A 13,544-nucleotide genomic window follows, 5' to 3' on the forward strand; every position below is an offset into this window, starting at 1 on the left:
CCGGGCAATGTCCACTCCGTCAAGGAGTGCACGAGAGCGTCCAGAGGTTCAGAGCCAGCCGTTGTGGCGGGCGACCCGGACGGCCTCCATGCGGTTGCGGGTGCCGGTCTTGGTGATGCACGCCGACAGGTGGTTGCGTACGGTGCTCTCCGACAGGTGGAGCCGCCGGGAGATGTCGGCGGCGGTGGAGCCGTCGGCGGCGGCGGCCAGCACGTCGCGCTCACGCGAGGTCAGCGGGTTCGGCCCGGCGCTGAGGGCGGCCGTGGCCAGCGCCGGATCCACCACCACCTCACCGGCCAGCACGCGCCTGATCGCCTGGGCGAGTTCGCCGACGGGCCGGTCCTTGACGACGAAGCCGCGGGCGCCCGCGTCCAGGGCCCGGCGCAGGTAACCGGGCCGGCCGAACGTCGTGACGATGACCACCACGCATCCGGGGAGGGCGGCCCGCAGGTCCGTGGTCGCGTCGAGCCCGCTGCCGCCGGGCATCTCGATGTCGAGCAGGGCCACGTCGGGCTTGGCCCGCAGCGCCGCGGGCACGATCTCGTCCGCCGTCGCGACCTGCGCGACGACCTCGAAGTCGTCCTCCAGGTCGAGGAGCACCGTGAGCGCGTCGCGCATCATCGTCTGGTCCTCGGCGATGAGCACGCGGGTCATGGGCCGTCCTCCGTGCCGTTGTCCGTGTCGTCGTCGTCCACGCCCGCGTGCGGGATCTCGGCCGTGAGGACGAACCCCCGCGGCAGGCGGGCGGTGCTCAGCCGCCCACCTGCCGCGGCCAGCCGCTCGCGCAGCCCGCGCAGGCCGCTGCCGTCCTCGTCGCCGGCGGCGCCACCGGCTCCGTCGTCGCTGATCTCGACCAGCACCGGGTCGCGGTCGCGGCGCAGCGTGATGACGCAGCGCCGGGCGCCGGAGTGCCGCACGACGTTCGTGATCCCCTCCCGGACGACCCAGCTCAGCAGCATGTCGGTCTCCCGAGACAGCGCGGGCCCCGACTCCTTCACCACACAGTCGACGCCTGCCGCGGCCAGGGCCGCCCTGGCGCTGTCCAGTTCGAAGGCGAGGCTCGCGTCCCGGTACCCCGTGACCGCCTCGCGCACCTCGGTCAGCGCCTGCCGCCCGATGGCCTCGATGTCCGCGGCGTGCCGCATGGCCGCCTCCGTGTCGCGCGGGGCGAGTCGCCGTACGGCCTCGGCCTTGACGACCACCATCGAGAGCGTGTGGCCGAGCAGGTCGTGCAGGTCGCGGGAGAAGCGCAGCCGCTCGGCCGAGACGGCGGCGACGGCGAGCTTCTCCCGGGTCCGGCCGAGCTCCTCGATCACCTCGCTCATCCGGCGGAAGCCGTACGTCGTGATCCCGGCGAGGAACGTGGTCAGCGCCGTGCCCCACAGCGCCTCGGCCAACGAGCCGCCGTGCGCCGGGAGGATCGCGGCCAGCGCGGCCGTGACGGCGACGAGCGGAGGCGCCGCGCGGACCGGGAGTACGAGCGCCACGGCCACGGCGAGCAGGGAGAACAGCGTCTGCCATCCGTCCGTTCCGTAGGCCAGGGCCGCCGTGACCGTGACCGCCGCGAGCAGTGCGACGAACGCCACCGGCAGGGGCCGTACGTCCGGGCGGGCCCGGCGGGCGGTCAGCACGGCTCCCGCGAACGACACCCCCGCGGCGGCCACCAGGGTCCAGGCGGGCCAGGCCGGAACCGCCGACGACGCGGCGGCGGCCGGCGCCAGCAGCAGCAGGACGGTCAGCCCGAACGCCGGGGCGAGCAACCGGACCGGCAGCCGTGCGGGCAGCCGCGGCCGGAAAAGGCGCGGCGGGGAAGATCCGGGTTCGCACCCGTCCGCCCGCGCCGCCGCTTCTGTCATGGCCGCCATTATCGTCGGCGCGCGGCGGGAGCGGACAGGGCGCGATGTCTCGGATCCGGCGGTACGAATCACCCGGGCGAACGGGCCGCAAGCGGCGCCGTGCCGGCGGATGACGGGGCGGCTACCGCCCTTCTCCGACCAGCACCTGGTGCTGGGCCCGCACCTTCAGGGACCCGTCGTCGCCCGCCCAAGTGAGCCGATAGATGGTCTTGACCGCCTGGGGCGGAGTGTCGGTGAAGGCGAACGAGCCGTCAGCCGCCGCGGTCACATCCGGGAGGAACCTGGAGAGGTAGCGGTTGTCGATCCGCACCCGTACGGGATCCACAGGTGGTCGCCGGTCAGCGCCATGCGCCCCAGGCAGGAGTAGGCGGACAGGTCGATCGGGGCGTCGGTGATTGTGCCATGGACATCCGAGATCATGATGTGGCCCTCCGCGGACAGGAACAGATATCAAATACAAGCAGGGTCTTCGGTCACACCGAGCCGGGACCTCGGCACCTGGAGACGGCCCGGGGGCGCGTCGCAGCCTGGCTGGGGGTGCTGCGATGAGACGGTGCAACGAGGAGGTCGCCGGGCTGCTGCAGGAGTACGCCGACCTGATCGCGATCACCGGGGGCGACGCGTTCAAGGTGCGGGTCTACGAGAAGGCGGCCCGGTCGGTCGGCGGGTACGGCCGGGAGATCGACGGCATGGACGCGACGGGCCTGCGGGCGATCCCGAACGTCGGCGCGTCGATCGCCGCGAAGATCGACGAATACCTGCGGACCGGGGCGATCCACCAGCTGGAGGAACTGCGGACGAAGATCCCCGCGGGGGTCCGCCTGCTGACCACGATCCCCACGCTCGGGCCGAAGAAGGCCATGGTCCTCTATCACGAGCGGGGCGTCGACTCGGTCGAGAAGCTGGAGGAGGCCATCCGCGCCGGGCTCCTGCAGGGGCTGCACGGGTTCGGCGCGAAGACCGAGGAGAACCTGCTCCACGGCATCGAGGTGATGCGCAAGACCGGCAGCAGGGTGCACATCGGGATCGCCATGGCCGTCGCCGAGGAGGTCGTCCCCGCGCTGTCGGCCGTGCCGGGCTGCGAGCGGTGCGCGTACGCCGGGTCGCTGCGGCGGATGAAGGACACGATCGGCGACGTCGACGTCCTGGCGACGGCCGAGGATCCGGCCGCCCTGATGACGGCCTTCACCACGCTGCCGTACGTCACCGAGGTGATCGCGCACGGCGAGACCAAGAGCTCGGTGCGCACGGTGTCGGGGCTCCAGGTCGACCTGCGGGTGGTGCCGGGGGACTCCTGGGGGGCCGCGCTGCAGTACTTCACCGGCTCGAAGGCGCACAACATCCGCACCCGGGAGATCGCCGTGCACCGGAAGCTCAAGCTGTCGGAGTACGGCGTGTTCGACGTGGCGACCGGCGAGAAGATCGCCTCGGCGGACGAGGCGGAGGTGTACGGCATGCTCGGCCTGCCGTGGATCGAGCCGGCCCTCCGTGAGGACACCGGGGAGATCGAGGCCGCGCTGGGCGAGGGGCTGCCCAAGGTCGTGACCATGGCCGACATCCGCGGTGATCTGCACACCCACACGGATCTGACCGACGGGCTCGCATCGCTGGAGGAGATGGCCGAGGCGGCGGCGGCCCTGGGCTACGACTACTACGCGGTGACCGACCACGCGCCGAACCTCTTCATGCAGCGCATGACCGGCGAGAAGGCGCTGGACCAGCGCGAGCGGCTCCGCCGCCTCGGCGCCGCCCGCCCCGGCATGACGCTGCTGCACGGGTGCGAGCTCAACATCGGCCCGGAGGGCGAGGTCGACTGGCCGCCGGAGTTCCTGGCCGGGTTCGACCTGTGCGTGGCCTCGGTGCACTCGCACTTCACCCAGCCGGCCGAGGAGATGACCCGGCGGCTGATCAAGGCCTGCGAGAACCCGTACGTGAAGATCATCGGCCATCCGACGACACGGGTCGTCGGCAGGCGGGAGCCGGTGGACGCCGACTGGCCGCGGGTGTTCGACGCCTGCGCCCGCACCGGCACGGCGCTGGAGATCGACGCCTTCCCCGACCGGCTCGACCTGCCCGCGGACCTGGTCAGGCGGGCGGCCGGCCGGGGCGTGCTGTTCGCGATCGACAGCGACGCGCACGCCGTGCCGCACCTGGCCAACATGCGGTACGGCGTCGGCACCGCGCAGCGGGGCTGGCTCACCCCCGAACGGGTAGTCAACACCTGGCCACTCGACCGGCTGCGGGAGTTCCTCCGCCCGCGATGAAGGGGGTTCGATGCTGACGATCGGCAGGCGGCCGCTGCCCGTGGTGGGCCGGGCCCGGATGTACGTGTGCGGGATCACGCCCTACGACACGACCCATCTCGGCCACGCCAGGACGTTCGTGTGGGCCGACGTGGCGGCCCGGGTGCTGCGGCACACCGGCGCGCCCGTGGAGGTCTGCCGCAACGTGACCGACGTGGACGACGTGCTGACCTCGGCGGCGCGCCGGGCCGGCAGCCCGTACGACAGCTTCGCCGCGGTGCAGCAGTTCTACTTCGACCGGGACATGGCCGCGTTGCACGTGCACCCGGTGACGTACGAGCCGCGGGCGCACACGTACGTGCCGCAGGTGGTGGCGCTCGCCCGCGCCCTGGTGGAGCTGGGCCACGCCTACGAGCGGGACGGCGTGGTGTACTTCCGCGGCGCGGGCGTGCGCGAGCGGGCCGGGCTCGGCGCCGAGGAGGCGGCCCGCCTGCTGGCGGAGTTCGGCGACGACCCGCATGACCCGGGCAGGGACGACCCGGCGGACGTCGCCGTCTGGCGGCGGTCGGCGGAGGGGGAGCCGGGATGGCCGAGCCCGTGGGGCGACGGGCGGCCCGGGTGGCACGCCGAGTGCGCCGCCATGGCGCTGACGACGTTCGGCCCGGCCCTCGATCTGCACGCGGGCGGCGCCGACCTGCGCTTCCCGCATCACGCGTACGAGGCCGCGATGGCCGAGGCGGCGACCGGGGTGCGGCCGTTCGCCCGCTCCTGGCTGCACGTGGGGGTGGTCCGCGTGGACGGCGCGAAGATGGCCAAGTCGGCGGGCAACCTCGTGTTCACCGCCGACCTGCTGCGGCACTACCCGGCCGGCGCCGTGCGCCTGCTGCTGCTCGATCACCCGTGGGCGGCCGACTGGGACTACCGCCCCGGCGGCCTCGAGACGGCCGCCGCCCGGCTGGAGCGGCTCCACGCCGCGGCCGGGCGGCCCGGGGCGTCGGCGGCGGGCGAGCGCGCGGCGGTGCGCGCGCTGCTGGACGACCTGGACGCCGCGGCCGCCCTGACGATCGCCGAGGAGGAGGGCGGGCAGGCCGCCCGCACGGTGATCGCGCTGCTCGCCCTCGGCTGACGACGGCCCATCGGCCGGCATCGCGTGATCACGGAAGGTGTCGTGCCAGGTCGGAGCCGCCCCCTGCGGCAAACTGCAAGATCACGGCGTTGGGGTCGTAGTCGTCGTGGACGGCGACGACGTCGCCTTCGCGCCCGGCGGCGGCCAGGAGGGAGGCGGCGATGGACGCCCGGTAGCCGCTCGCGCAGTGCGTCCACACCTCGCCGTCCGGCACCTCGTGCAGCCGCGACGGCAGCTCGTGCAGCGGAATGTGGACCGCGCCGGGCAGGTGCGACTCGCGCCACTCCGCGTCGCGGCGCACGTCCAGGACCACGATCGGGCGGTGCCGGCGCACGGTCGCCAGGTCGGCGAAGGTCGCCGCGGGCATGGACGCCGGCTTGTCGTCGCCGGCCCAGTCGGCGGGCCCTCCGGTGGCGGCCGCGGCGGGGCGGTCGATGCCGATCCGCGCCAGCTCGCGCTGGGCCTCCGCGATGTCCCCGGGCGTCTCGCCCAGCAACGTCACCGGCGTTCCCCAGGGAATGAGCCAGCCCAGGTAGATGGCGAAGTTGCCGTCCAGCCCGAAGTTGAGCGCCCCGGCCAGGTGACCGGCCGCGAACGCCGTACGGGACCGCAGGTCCACGACCCACTCGCCGGCCCGCAGGCGGCGGCGCAGCTCGGCGGCGTCCGCGTGGCGCGGCGCGGACAGGTCGGGCGCGTCCACCCCGGCCCGGTTGAGCGGGGACATGTGCGCGTAGTAGGCGGGGTAGGCGTCCAGCCCGGCCAGCAGCGACCGGACGTACTCGTCCTCGCCGCGCGTCAGGGCCGGGTTGGCCCGCCGCTCCATGCCGATGGTCGACTCGGTGACCTCCGACTGGGTGGCCGAGCAGAAGCTGCCGAACCCGTGCGTGGGCAGGACGTCCGTCTCGGGCGGCAGCTCGCGGGCCAGCCGGTTCGCCGAGGCGTACTGGGCCCGCGCCAGCGTGCCGGTGTGCTCGCGGCCGAGCAGGTCGGGCCGCCCGGTCGTGCCGTGCAGCAGCGAGCCTCCGGTGAAGACGGCGGGCGGCCGGTCCGGGGACTCCAGCACGTACGACAGGTGGGTGAAGGTGTGGCCGGGGGTGGCGACGGCGCGCAGCCGCGTCCGCGGGCCGATCTCGACCACGTCCCCGTCCTCGATCGGGCTGCGGTCGAACGCCACGGGGTCGGCCGCGTTCACGTGGTAGTCCGCGCCGGTGGCCGCGGCCAGCGCCGGCCCGCCGGTCACGTAGTCGTTGTGCACGTGGGTCTCGAACACGTGGCGGATCTCGACGCCGCGCCGCTCGGCCAGGCGGAGCATCCGGTCGATGTCCCGCTGCGGGTCCACCACGAAGGCGACCTCACCGTCGGTGCCGAGGTAGCTGCGGTCGCCCAGGGAGGGGGTGTCGACAGGGATTATCTCGATCATTCATGTCCCTCCTCGTCTCGTGAGGCACCCGTACCCTGGGAAAAGGACTTCACCTCCTCCCGGGTCGGCGGGACCGCGCCGGCGCGGGTGCAGACGATCGCGGCGGCGGCGCAGCCGCGCCGCAGCGCCTCGGCCACGCGCTCCGCGCTCAGTGGAGCGCCGTCGAGCGTGTCGAGGTAGGCGGCGGTGAAGGTGTCGCCCGCGCCGACCGTGTCCACGACCTCGACGGCCGGGGCCGGGCAGGCGATCACCTCGCCGTCCAGCACCGCCGCGGCGCCGTCGGCGCCCCGGGTGACCACCACGAGAGCCGGGCCGAGACCGGCCCAGCGCCGCGCCACCCCGGGCCAGGGCTCGCCCGGATACAGCCAGTCGAGGTCCTCGGCGCTCACCTTGACCAGGCGCGCGAGCCGTACGCACTCCTCGACGTGGGCCAGGGCACGTGCCCGGTCGCCGATGAGGGACGGCCGGATGTTCGGGTCGTAGGAGACCGTGATCCCCGACTCGGCGGCGGCCCGCATCAGGCCTCTGACGTGATCGCCGCCCGGGGCCGCCAGCGTGGCCAGCGAGCCGGTGTGCAGGCAGGTCATCCCGTCGAGCGCGACCGGAGCGGAGAAGGTCCAGTCGAAGCGGAAGTCGTAGGAGGCCGAGCCGCCCGCGCCGACGCGGGCGAAGGCCAGTCCGGTCGCCGTCGCCGGGGCGAGGTCGCCGGTCCCGATCCCGTGGCGGATCAGGTGATCGCGGAGCAGGCCGCCGAAGAAGTCGTCCCCGGCCTCGCCGGCGAACCGCACCGGCCGGCCCAGCGCCGCGAGGGCCACGGCGACGTTGAGCGGGCTGCCGCCGGGCACGGCGGTGAAGGTCCACGACCCGGGCGCGCCGATCAGGTCGACCAGGCTCTCCCCGACCACCAGGAAGGTCATCCGGCGTCCCCCCGCGCGTCCTCCGCCAGCACCCGCTGGGCGACGGCGAACGCGGCGTTGGCGGCGGGCACGCCGCAGTAGATCGCGGTCTGCAGCAGCACCTCCTTGATCTCGTCGGTGGTGAGCCCGTTGCGCCGCGCGGCCCGCACGTGCATGGCCAGCTCCTCCAGGTGCCCGCGCGCGACCAGGGCGGTGAGCGTGATGCAGCTGCGGGTCCGGCGGTCCAGCCCCGGCCGGGTCCAGATCTCCCCCCAGGCGTACCGGGTGATCAGGTTCTGGAAGTCGAGCGTGAACTCGGTGGTCCGCTCCTGCGCCCGGTCCACGTGGGCGTCGCCCAGCACCTCGCGGCGCACGCGCATGCCGTCGTCGTAGCTCATGCCGTCCTCCAGCGGGTGGTCAGGTGGCGCACGATCGCCTCGTTCACCACGTCCGGGCGTTCGGCCGTGGCCAGGTGGGCGGCCCCCGGCACCACCAGCAGCTCCGCGCCGGGGATGCCCCCGGCCAGGACCTCGGCGTGCTCGGGTGGGGTGGCCGGGTCCTCCGCCCCCGCCACCACCAGCGCCGGCGCGCGGACCTCGCCGAGCCGGTCGCGGACGTCGAACAGCGCCAGGGCGTCACAGCACGCGGCGTACCCCTCGGGGTCCACCGCGGCCAGCATGTCCAGGTAGCGCCCTGCGCCGGGGAAGCCCGCCGTGAACCACCGGCTTCTCGTCGCCTCCGTCAAGGGCTTCGTGCCCTCGGCACGGACCAGCGCGGCGCGTTCGCGCCAGCTCTCCGGTGTCCCGAACCGGGCGGAGGTGCAGCACAGGACCAGGCTCGCGACGCGGTCCGGCGCGCGCAGCGCCAGCGTGGTCCCGACGGCCCCGCCCAGCGACACCCCCGCGTACGCGACCGAGTCCAGGTCGTGCCGGTCGAGCAGCTCCAGCACCCCGGCCGCGAGATCGTCGACGGTCAGATCACGAGGGAGACCGGAGGCGGCGGGCGAGCCGCCGTGGCCGGGCAGGTCGTAGCGGAGCACCCGCCAGGTGCGCGTGAGCACGGGGAGCTGGGGCTCCCACAGGCCGAGTGTCGTGCCCAGCGAGGGCCCGAGCACGACGACCGGGGCGTCCGGCGGCCCGTCGAATCGGTGGTGCGGGATCATGTGCCTTTCCTCTGGTGATACTGCAACGCCCGGTCGACGAGGGCGGGCGCCGCCCCGATGCCCGGGTCTTCCCCATGCTCGGCCAGCACGGCGAGCAGGTGATCGAGATTGTGCCGCATGCGCTCGGGGAACACCTCCAGCCCCTCGGCCAGCTCGGCCGTCGTCCCGGCCGCGCCGCCCGCCAGGCGCAGGCACTCGCGCAGCGGCTGCCACTCGGCGTGCCAGCTCCCGGTGGGCCGCTCGTGCTCGGCGACCCGCGAGGCGAGCAGGACCTGTGCCTGCGCCGGCGCCTGGAGCGCCGCCGACCTGACCATCGTGGCGAGCACCGGGTTGCGTTTGTGCGCCATCGCCGACGAGCCGCCCCGGCCCGGCGCGGCGGGCTCGGCGACCTCGCCCACCTCGCTCTGCGCCAGCAGGATCACGTCGGTGGCGAGCTTGCCCAGCGCGCCCGTCACGGCGGCGAGCGCGCAGGCGAGATCGGTCACCGGAGTGCGCAGCGTGTGCCAGGGCAGCACCGGCTCGGCCAGCCCGGTCTCGGCCGCGAACAGCGGCAGCAGGTCGAGCGCCCTCTCCCCGTATCCGGCCATGGTGCCGGCCGCGCCGCCGAGCTGGACCGGCAGCCGCACCGCCGCCAGGCGATCGCGCGCGTCCCGGCAGCCGGTCAGCCACCCGGCGGCCTTCAGCCCGAACGTGGTGGGCACGGCCTGCTGCCCGAGCGTACGGCCCGCCATCGGCGTGTCGCGGTGCCGGGCGGCCAGCCGGGCCAGCGCGGCGAGCACCCGGTCGAGGTCGCGCAGGATCACCTCGCGGGCCCGCGCGGTCACCAGCATCGACGCGGTGTCGAGGATGTCCTGACTGGTGGCACCGTGATGCACCCAGGAGCCCGCCTCGCCGGCCGCGGCCCGCAGGTCCCCCACCAGCGGCACGACGGGGTTGCCCGCGTCCCTGGCGCGGCGGGCGAGATCGGCGACGTCGTGGCGGTCCGCCCCGCCCGACAAGCCCCGGGCCGCCTCGGCGATCGCGGCGACGGCCGGCTCCGGGACGACGCCGAGGCGGGCCTGCGCCCGTGCGAGGCAGACCTCCGTCTCCAGCATCGCCCGCAGCCAGGCGTCGTCGTCCGTGACCGCCGCCACGTCCGTGCCCGCCCACACGGGGCACAGCAGCCCCACATCAGAACTCAAGGAAGACCGTCTCCTGCTCGCCCTGCAGCCGTACGTCGAACAGGTAGGCGTTCTGCCCGTCCGGGCGGGCGAGCAACGTCGCGCGGCGCGCCGGGTCCAGCGAACCGAGCAGCGGGTCCGGCACGTCGGCGAGGTAGACGCGGGTCCGCACCGGCTTGAGCAGGCCCCGCGCGAAGACCAGCAGCGGCAGATACGGCCGGGCGGGCGGCACGAGGCGGAACCGGTAGGAGCCGTCGGGCGCGGTGCCGCACCGGCCGAAGCCGGAGGCCCCGGCCCCGGTGCGGCCCAGGGCGCCCCGATCGCCGGGTTCCCCGGTCCACAGCTCCAGCAGGGCGTCGGGCACCGGCTCGCCGGCCCCGTCGAGCACCCGGCCGGTGATCGTCACGGCTCCCGGATGGCCCTCGGGGACGAGCTCCCAGTCGGCGGCGTACGGCAGGGCGAACCCGAAGAACGGGCCGACGGTCTGCGAGGGGGTGGTCACGCGTCCTCCATCGGGGTACGGCCGAGCACCACGTCCCACCGGTAGCCGAGCGCCCACTCCGGCTCGGTGACGTCGAGGTCGAAGGTGGAGACGAGCCGCTCGCGGGCGGCCGGGTCGGGGATGGACTGGAAGATCGGGTCGAAGGCGAACAGCGGATCGCCCGGGAAGTACATCTGGGTCACCAGGCGCTGGGTGAAGGCCGTGCCGAACACCGAGAAGTGGATGTGCGCGGGCCGCCAGGCGTTGGGGTGGTTGCGCCAGGGATAGGCCCCCGGCTTGATCGTGACGAACCGGTAGCGTCCCTCGTCGTCGGTCAGGCACCGGCCCGCGCCGGTGAAGTTGGGGTCGAGCGGCGCCGGGTGCTGGTCGCGCTGGTGGGCGTACCGCCCGGCGGAGTTGGCCTGCCAGATCTCCACCAGCGTGCCCGGGATCGGCCGGCCCGAGGCGTCGAGGACGCGCCCGGTGACGATGATGCGCTCGCCCAGCGGCTCGCCCGCGTGGCCCGCGGTCAGGTCGGCGTCGAGCGGGTCCACCTCGCCCCGGCCGAAGACCGGGCCGGTCAGCTCGGCCGCCTCCGGGTCCTCCTTCATCGGCAGCGGTTCCCGGGACGGCGCCCGCAGGACCGTGCTGGCGTAGCCCGCGTACAGGTAGGGCGGGTGCGTCACGATGTCTCCTCTTCATAGGGCAGGCCCACGTAGTTCTCCGCCAGCGTCGTCCCGGCCGCCTCCGACGACGTCACGTAGTCGAGGTAGGAGGTCTGCAGCTTCCTGGCGTAGGCGTCGTCGGACTCGAACGTGTGCAGCAGCGTCGTCATCCACCACGAGAAGTGCTGGGCCCGCCACACCCGGGGCAGGCAGGCCCGCGAGTAGTCGTCCAGGGCCTGCGTCGACCCGTCGGCGAAGAAGCGCGCCAGCGCCTCGGTCAGCACCCGCACGTCGGCGACCGCCAGGTTGAGCCCCTTCGCCCCGGTCGGTGGCACGATGTGCGCCGCGTCCCCGGCCAGGAACAGCCTGCCGTACTGCATGGGCTCGGCCACGAAGCCGCGCATCGGCGTGATCCCTCTTTCGACGATGTCGCCGGTCGCGAGGGTGAAGCCGGGGACGGTCTCCAGCCGGGCCCGCAGCTCGGCCCAGATCCGTTCGTCGGGCCACTCGGCGAGGTCCTCGTCGGGCGCCACCTGCAGATAGAAGCGGCTGATCTCCGGGGAGCGCATGCTGTGCAAGGCGAAGCCGCGCTCGGTCCGCGCGTAGATCAGCTCCTCCGACGACGGCTTCACCCGGGCCAGGATGCCGAGCCAGGCGAAGGGGTAATCGCGGCGGTACTCGGTCAGCACGCCCTCGGGGATCGACGGCCGGGACACGCCGTGGAAGCCGTCGCACCCCGCGATCACGTCGCAGTCCAGCCGCTGCTGCGTCCCGTCGGAGCCGGTGAAGGTGAGGTACGGCCGGTCGGTCGCCGCGTCGTGCACCGCCACGTCGTCCACCTCGAAGCGGACGTCGCCCCCGGCCGCCAGCCGGGCGGCGATGAGGTCCTTGACGACCTCCTGCTGGCCGTACACGGTGATGGCCCGGCCGGGCACCAGCCGCTCGAAGGCGATCCGGTGGCCCGCTCCGCCGTACCGCAGCTCGATGCCGTGGTGGGGCAGGCCCTCCCGCAGCATCCGCTCGCCGACGCCCGCCTCGACGAGCGTGTCCACCGTGCCCTGTTCGAGCACCCCGGCCCGCACCCGCCGCTCGACGTACTCCCTGCTGCGGCGTTCGAGCACCACGGACTCGATCCCGCGCAGATGGAGGAGATGGGAGAGCAGCAGGCCTGCCGGTCCTGCTCCGATGATCCCGACCTGAGTTCGCATGGCCCAAGCATCGGGAAGTATCCGCCGTCCCGCGTAGGCTTTGCTTCTACTCAGTGGAAGAGGAGGCGCATGTCCGGCGGCGCACGCGATCTGGGGCGTTCCGTGACCTCCCGGGCGCTGGCCATCCTCGGCGCCTTCGACGTCCACCGTCCCCGGCTCACGCTGACGGAGATCGCCGGACGGACCGGCATGGCGCTGAGCACCGTCCACCGGCTCGTGGGCGAGCTGGAGGACTGGCGCGCGCTGCGCCGCGGCGCCGACGGGCGCTACCAGATCGGCCGCCGTCTGTGGGAGCTGGGGCAGCTCGCCCCCGACCCGCTGCAGGAGGTGGCGCACCCCTGGCTGCAGGAGCTGTTCGGCGGCACCGGCGAGAACGTCCACCTGGCGGTGCGTGACGGGGTCGAGGTGCTCTACGTGGACAAGGTGTACGGCAAGCGGGCGGTGCCGATCGTGTCGCGGACCGGCTCGCGCCTGCCCATGCACCCGACCGGCGTCGGCAAGGCGCTGCTCGCCTACGAACCGGGCTGGTTCGTCGGCGCCTACCTGTCCCGGCCGCTGGAGCGGCCCACCCCGCACACCATCACCGAGCCGGGCCGGCTGGCCCGCGAGCTGGTCCAGGTGCGCGCCCAGGGGTACGCGACGACGCACGAGGAGATGACGCTCGGCTCCTGCTCGGCGGCCGCGCCGGTGCTGGTCGGGGACCGGCCCGTCGCGGCCGTCGGCATCGTGGTGTCGTCACGGCGGGTGCGTGAGCTGCCCCGCCTGGTCGACCCGCTGCTGGCCGTCGCGGCCGGCATCGCCGGCGACTACCGGGCGGCCGTCACGCGGGCCTGAGGCGTCTTACAGCGGCGTGCAGGTCACATTGCTCAGCCCGAAGGTGCCGCCCGTGGAGTTGCCGACCGCGGTGATGTTCACGCTCCCGCCGGGCGCGATCGCGCCGTTCCAGGACACGTTGGTGGCGGTGACGTTCCGCCCCGTCTGCGTCCAGGACGTGGTGAGCAGGGAGAAGAGCTTCTCGTCCCGGGTGAACGTCCAGGAGACCCGCCAGCCGGTCAACGGCGTCGCACTGGTGTTGACCACCTTCCCCTCCGCCGTGAACCCCCCGGGGAAGGAATGCACGGTCGGGAAGCTGACGGAGCAGGACGCCGAGTCCGCGTGCGCGGCGGGAGCGCCGATCGCCGCGGTGGCGGCCAGCGCGGCCGCGGCGATCCAGAGGGTCCGCCCGCGCCTGAAACCGGTTTCATGAGCGCCCGAAAAAAAGAGCCCTGCCATTGCCTGTCCTCTCGCCGTGCCGGGATCTCCGGCGGCCGATTCGACGAACCTCGCT

General features: G+C 74.0%; 15 protein-coding genes. 3 read left to right on the forward strand and 12 right to left on the reverse strand.

Features of this window, described 5'->3' with window-relative positions; translation table 11 throughout:
* Window positions 1-48 precede the first annotated feature (48 nt).
* The 3 genes from HHX30_RS14790 to HHX30_RS14800 form a co-directional block, all read right to left on the reverse strand.
* Window positions 49-654 (reverse strand): response regulator transcription factor, encoded by a 606-nt coding sequence (locus tag HHX30_RS14790; RefSeq protein WP_169982525.1) that lies wholly within the window; start codon window positions 652-654, stop codon window positions 49-51.
* Window positions 651-1,856 (reverse strand): sensor histidine kinase, encoded by a 1,206-nt coding sequence (locus tag HHX30_RS40630; protein ID WP_211592039.1) that lies wholly within the window; start codon window positions 1,854-1,856, stop codon window positions 651-653. The genes HHX30_RS14790 and HHX30_RS40630 overlap by 4 nt, the downstream gene beginning before the upstream one ends.
* Before the next feature lie 121 nt (window positions 1,857-1,977).
* Window positions 1,978-2,166 (reverse strand): hypothetical protein, encoded by a 189-nt coding sequence (locus tag HHX30_RS14800; RefSeq protein WP_169982526.1) that lies wholly within the window; start codon window positions 2,164-2,166, stop codon window positions 1,978-1,980.
* A gap of 235 nt (window positions 2,167-2,401) precedes the next feature.
* Here HHX30_RS14800 and polX point away from each other — a divergent pair, with 235 nt between their 5' ends.
* Entirely contained in the window at window positions 2,402-4,120 is a 1,719-nt protein-coding gene (gene polX, locus HHX30_RS14805; protein WP_169982527.1) for a DNA polymerase/3'-5' exonuclease PolX, read from the forward strand.
* A 10-nt stretch (window positions 4,121-4,130) separates the two neighbouring features.
* Window positions 4,131-5,225 (forward strand): class I tRNA ligase family protein, encoded by a 1,095-nt coding sequence (locus tag HHX30_RS14810; protein WP_169982528.1) that lies wholly within the window; start codon window positions 4,131-4,133, stop codon window positions 5,223-5,225.
* Window positions 5,226-5,253: 28 nt separating this feature from the next.
* Here the strand turns inward: HHX30_RS14810 and HHX30_RS14815 are convergent, their stop codons facing one another.
* From HHX30_RS14815 to pobA, 8 genes are read right to left on the reverse strand one after another with little or no spacing between them, the layout of a single operon-like run.
* On the reverse strand, window positions 5,254-6,645 hold the full coding sequence (locus HHX30_RS14815; RefSeq protein ID WP_169982529.1) for a rhodanese-like domain-containing protein: 1,392 nt from the start codon (window positions 6,643-6,645) through the stop codon (window positions 5,254-5,256).
* Window positions 6,642-7,562 (reverse strand): carbohydrate kinase, encoded by a 921-nt coding sequence (locus HHX30_RS14820; protein WP_169982530.1) that lies wholly within the window; start codon window positions 7,560-7,562, stop codon window positions 6,642-6,644. Before HHX30_RS14820 ends, HHX30_RS14815 begins: the two co-directional genes overlap by 4 nt.
* Window positions 7,559-7,939, reverse strand: coding sequence for a 4-carboxymuconolactone decarboxylase (gene pcaC, locus HHX30_RS41640; protein WP_169982531.1), 381 nt, complete (start codon window positions 7,937-7,939; stop codon window positions 7,559-7,561). The genes HHX30_RS14820 and pcaC overlap by 4 nt, the downstream gene beginning before the upstream one ends.
* Window positions 7,936-8,703 (reverse strand): 3-oxoadipate enol-lactonase, encoded by a 768-nt coding sequence (gene pcaD / locus HHX30_RS14830; RefSeq protein WP_169982532.1) that lies wholly within the window; start codon window positions 8,701-8,703, stop codon window positions 7,936-7,938. Before pcaD ends, pcaC begins: the two co-directional genes overlap by 4 nt.
* On the reverse strand, window positions 8,700-9,884 hold the full coding sequence (gene pcaB, locus HHX30_RS14835) for a 3-carboxy-cis,cis-muconate cycloisomerase (protein ID WP_211592041.1): 1,185 nt from the start codon (window positions 9,882-9,884) through the stop codon (window positions 8,700-8,702). The genes pcaD and pcaB overlap by 4 nt, the downstream gene beginning before the upstream one ends.
* The gene (locus tag HHX30_RS14840) at window positions 9,874-10,365 is read right to left on the reverse strand and encodes a protocatechuate 3,4-dioxygenase subunit alpha (protein WP_169982533.1); all 492 of its coding nucleotides are present in this window, start codon (window positions 10,363-10,365) and stop codon (window positions 9,874-9,876) included. The genes pcaB and HHX30_RS14840 overlap by 11 nt, the downstream gene beginning before the upstream one ends.
* The gene (gene pcaH / locus HHX30_RS14845; protein ID WP_169982784.1) at window positions 10,362-11,033 is read right to left on the reverse strand and encodes a protocatechuate 3,4-dioxygenase subunit beta; all 672 of its coding nucleotides are present in this window, start codon (window positions 11,031-11,033) and stop codon (window positions 10,362-10,364) included. Before pcaH ends, HHX30_RS14840 begins: the two co-directional genes overlap by 4 nt.
* Window positions 11,027-12,217, reverse strand: a complete 1,191-nt coding sequence (gene pobA / locus HHX30_RS14850; protein ID WP_169982534.1) for a 4-hydroxybenzoate 3-monooxygenase — start codon at window positions 12,215-12,217, stop codon at window positions 11,027-11,029. Before pobA ends, pcaH begins: the two co-directional genes overlap by 7 nt.
* Before the next feature lie 69 nt (window positions 12,218-12,286).
* Between pobA and HHX30_RS14855 the strand changes: the two genes are divergently transcribed.
* Window positions 12,287-13,051: an IclR family transcriptional regulator gene (locus HHX30_RS14855; RefSeq protein ID WP_169982535.1), complete on the forward strand. Its 765-nt coding sequence runs from the start codon at window positions 12,287-12,289 to the stop codon at window positions 13,049-13,051.
* A 6-nt stretch (window positions 13,052-13,057) separates the two neighbouring features.
* Here HHX30_RS14855 and HHX30_RS14860 read toward each other — a convergent pair whose 3' ends face one another.
* On the reverse strand, window positions 13,058-13,489 hold the full coding sequence (locus HHX30_RS14860; RefSeq protein WP_169982536.1) for a cellulose binding domain-containing protein: 432 nt from the start codon (window positions 13,487-13,489) through the stop codon (window positions 13,058-13,060).
* Window positions 13,490-13,544: the final 55 nt, after the last annotated feature.

This window comes from Microbispora sp. H10836 (genome assembly GCF_012999525.1).
Taxonomy (GTDB): domain Bacteria; phylum Actinomycetota; class Actinomycetes; order Streptosporangiales; family Streptosporangiaceae; genus Microbispora.

What these genes read in the sequence shown, in the direction of transcription:
- HHX30_RS14860 (WP_169982536.1), bottom strand. Translation starts at nt 13,489, where the DNA reads ATGGCAGGGCTCTTTTTTTCGGGCGCTCATGAAACCGGTTTCAGGCGC.
- pcaD (WP_169982532.1), bottom strand. Translation starts at nt 8,703, where the DNA reads ATGATCCCGCACCACCGATTCGACGGGCCGCCGGACGCCCCGGTCGTC.
- HHX30_RS14820 (WP_169982530.1), bottom strand. Translation starts at nt 7,562, where the DNA reads ATGACCTTCCTGGTGGTCGGGGAGAGCCTGGTCGACCTGATCGGCGCG.
- HHX30_RS14815 (WP_169982529.1), bottom strand. Translation starts at nt 6,645, where the DNA reads ATGATCGAGATAATCCCTGTCGACACCCCCTCCCTGGGCGACCGCAGC.
- HHX30_RS14855 (WP_169982535.1), top strand. Translation starts at nt 12,287, where the DNA reads ATGTCCGGCGGCGCACGCGATCTGGGGCGTTCCGTGACCTCCCGGGCG.
- HHX30_RS14810 (WP_169982528.1), top strand. Translation starts at nt 4,131, where the DNA reads ATGCTGACGATCGGCAGGCGGCCGCTGCCCGTGGTGGGCCGGGCCCGG.
- HHX30_RS14790 (WP_169982525.1), bottom strand. Translation starts at nt 654, where the DNA reads ATGACCCGCGTGCTCATCGCCGAGGACCAGACGATGATGCGCGACGCG.
- polX (WP_169982527.1), top strand. Translation starts at nt 2,402, where the DNA reads ATGAGACGGTGCAACGAGGAGGTCGCCGGGCTGCTGCAGGAGTACGCC.
- HHX30_RS40630 (WP_211592039.1), bottom strand. Translation starts at nt 1,856, where the DNA reads ATGACAGAAGCGGCGGCGCGGGCGGACGGGTGCGAACCCGGATCTTCC.
- pcaC (WP_169982531.1), bottom strand. Translation starts at nt 7,939, where the DNA reads ATGAGCTACGACGACGGCATGCGCGTGCGCCGCGAGGTGCTGGGCGAC.
- pobA (WP_169982534.1), bottom strand. Translation starts at nt 12,217, where the DNA reads ATGCGAACTCAGGTCGGGATCATCGGAGCAGGACCGGCAGGCCTGCTG.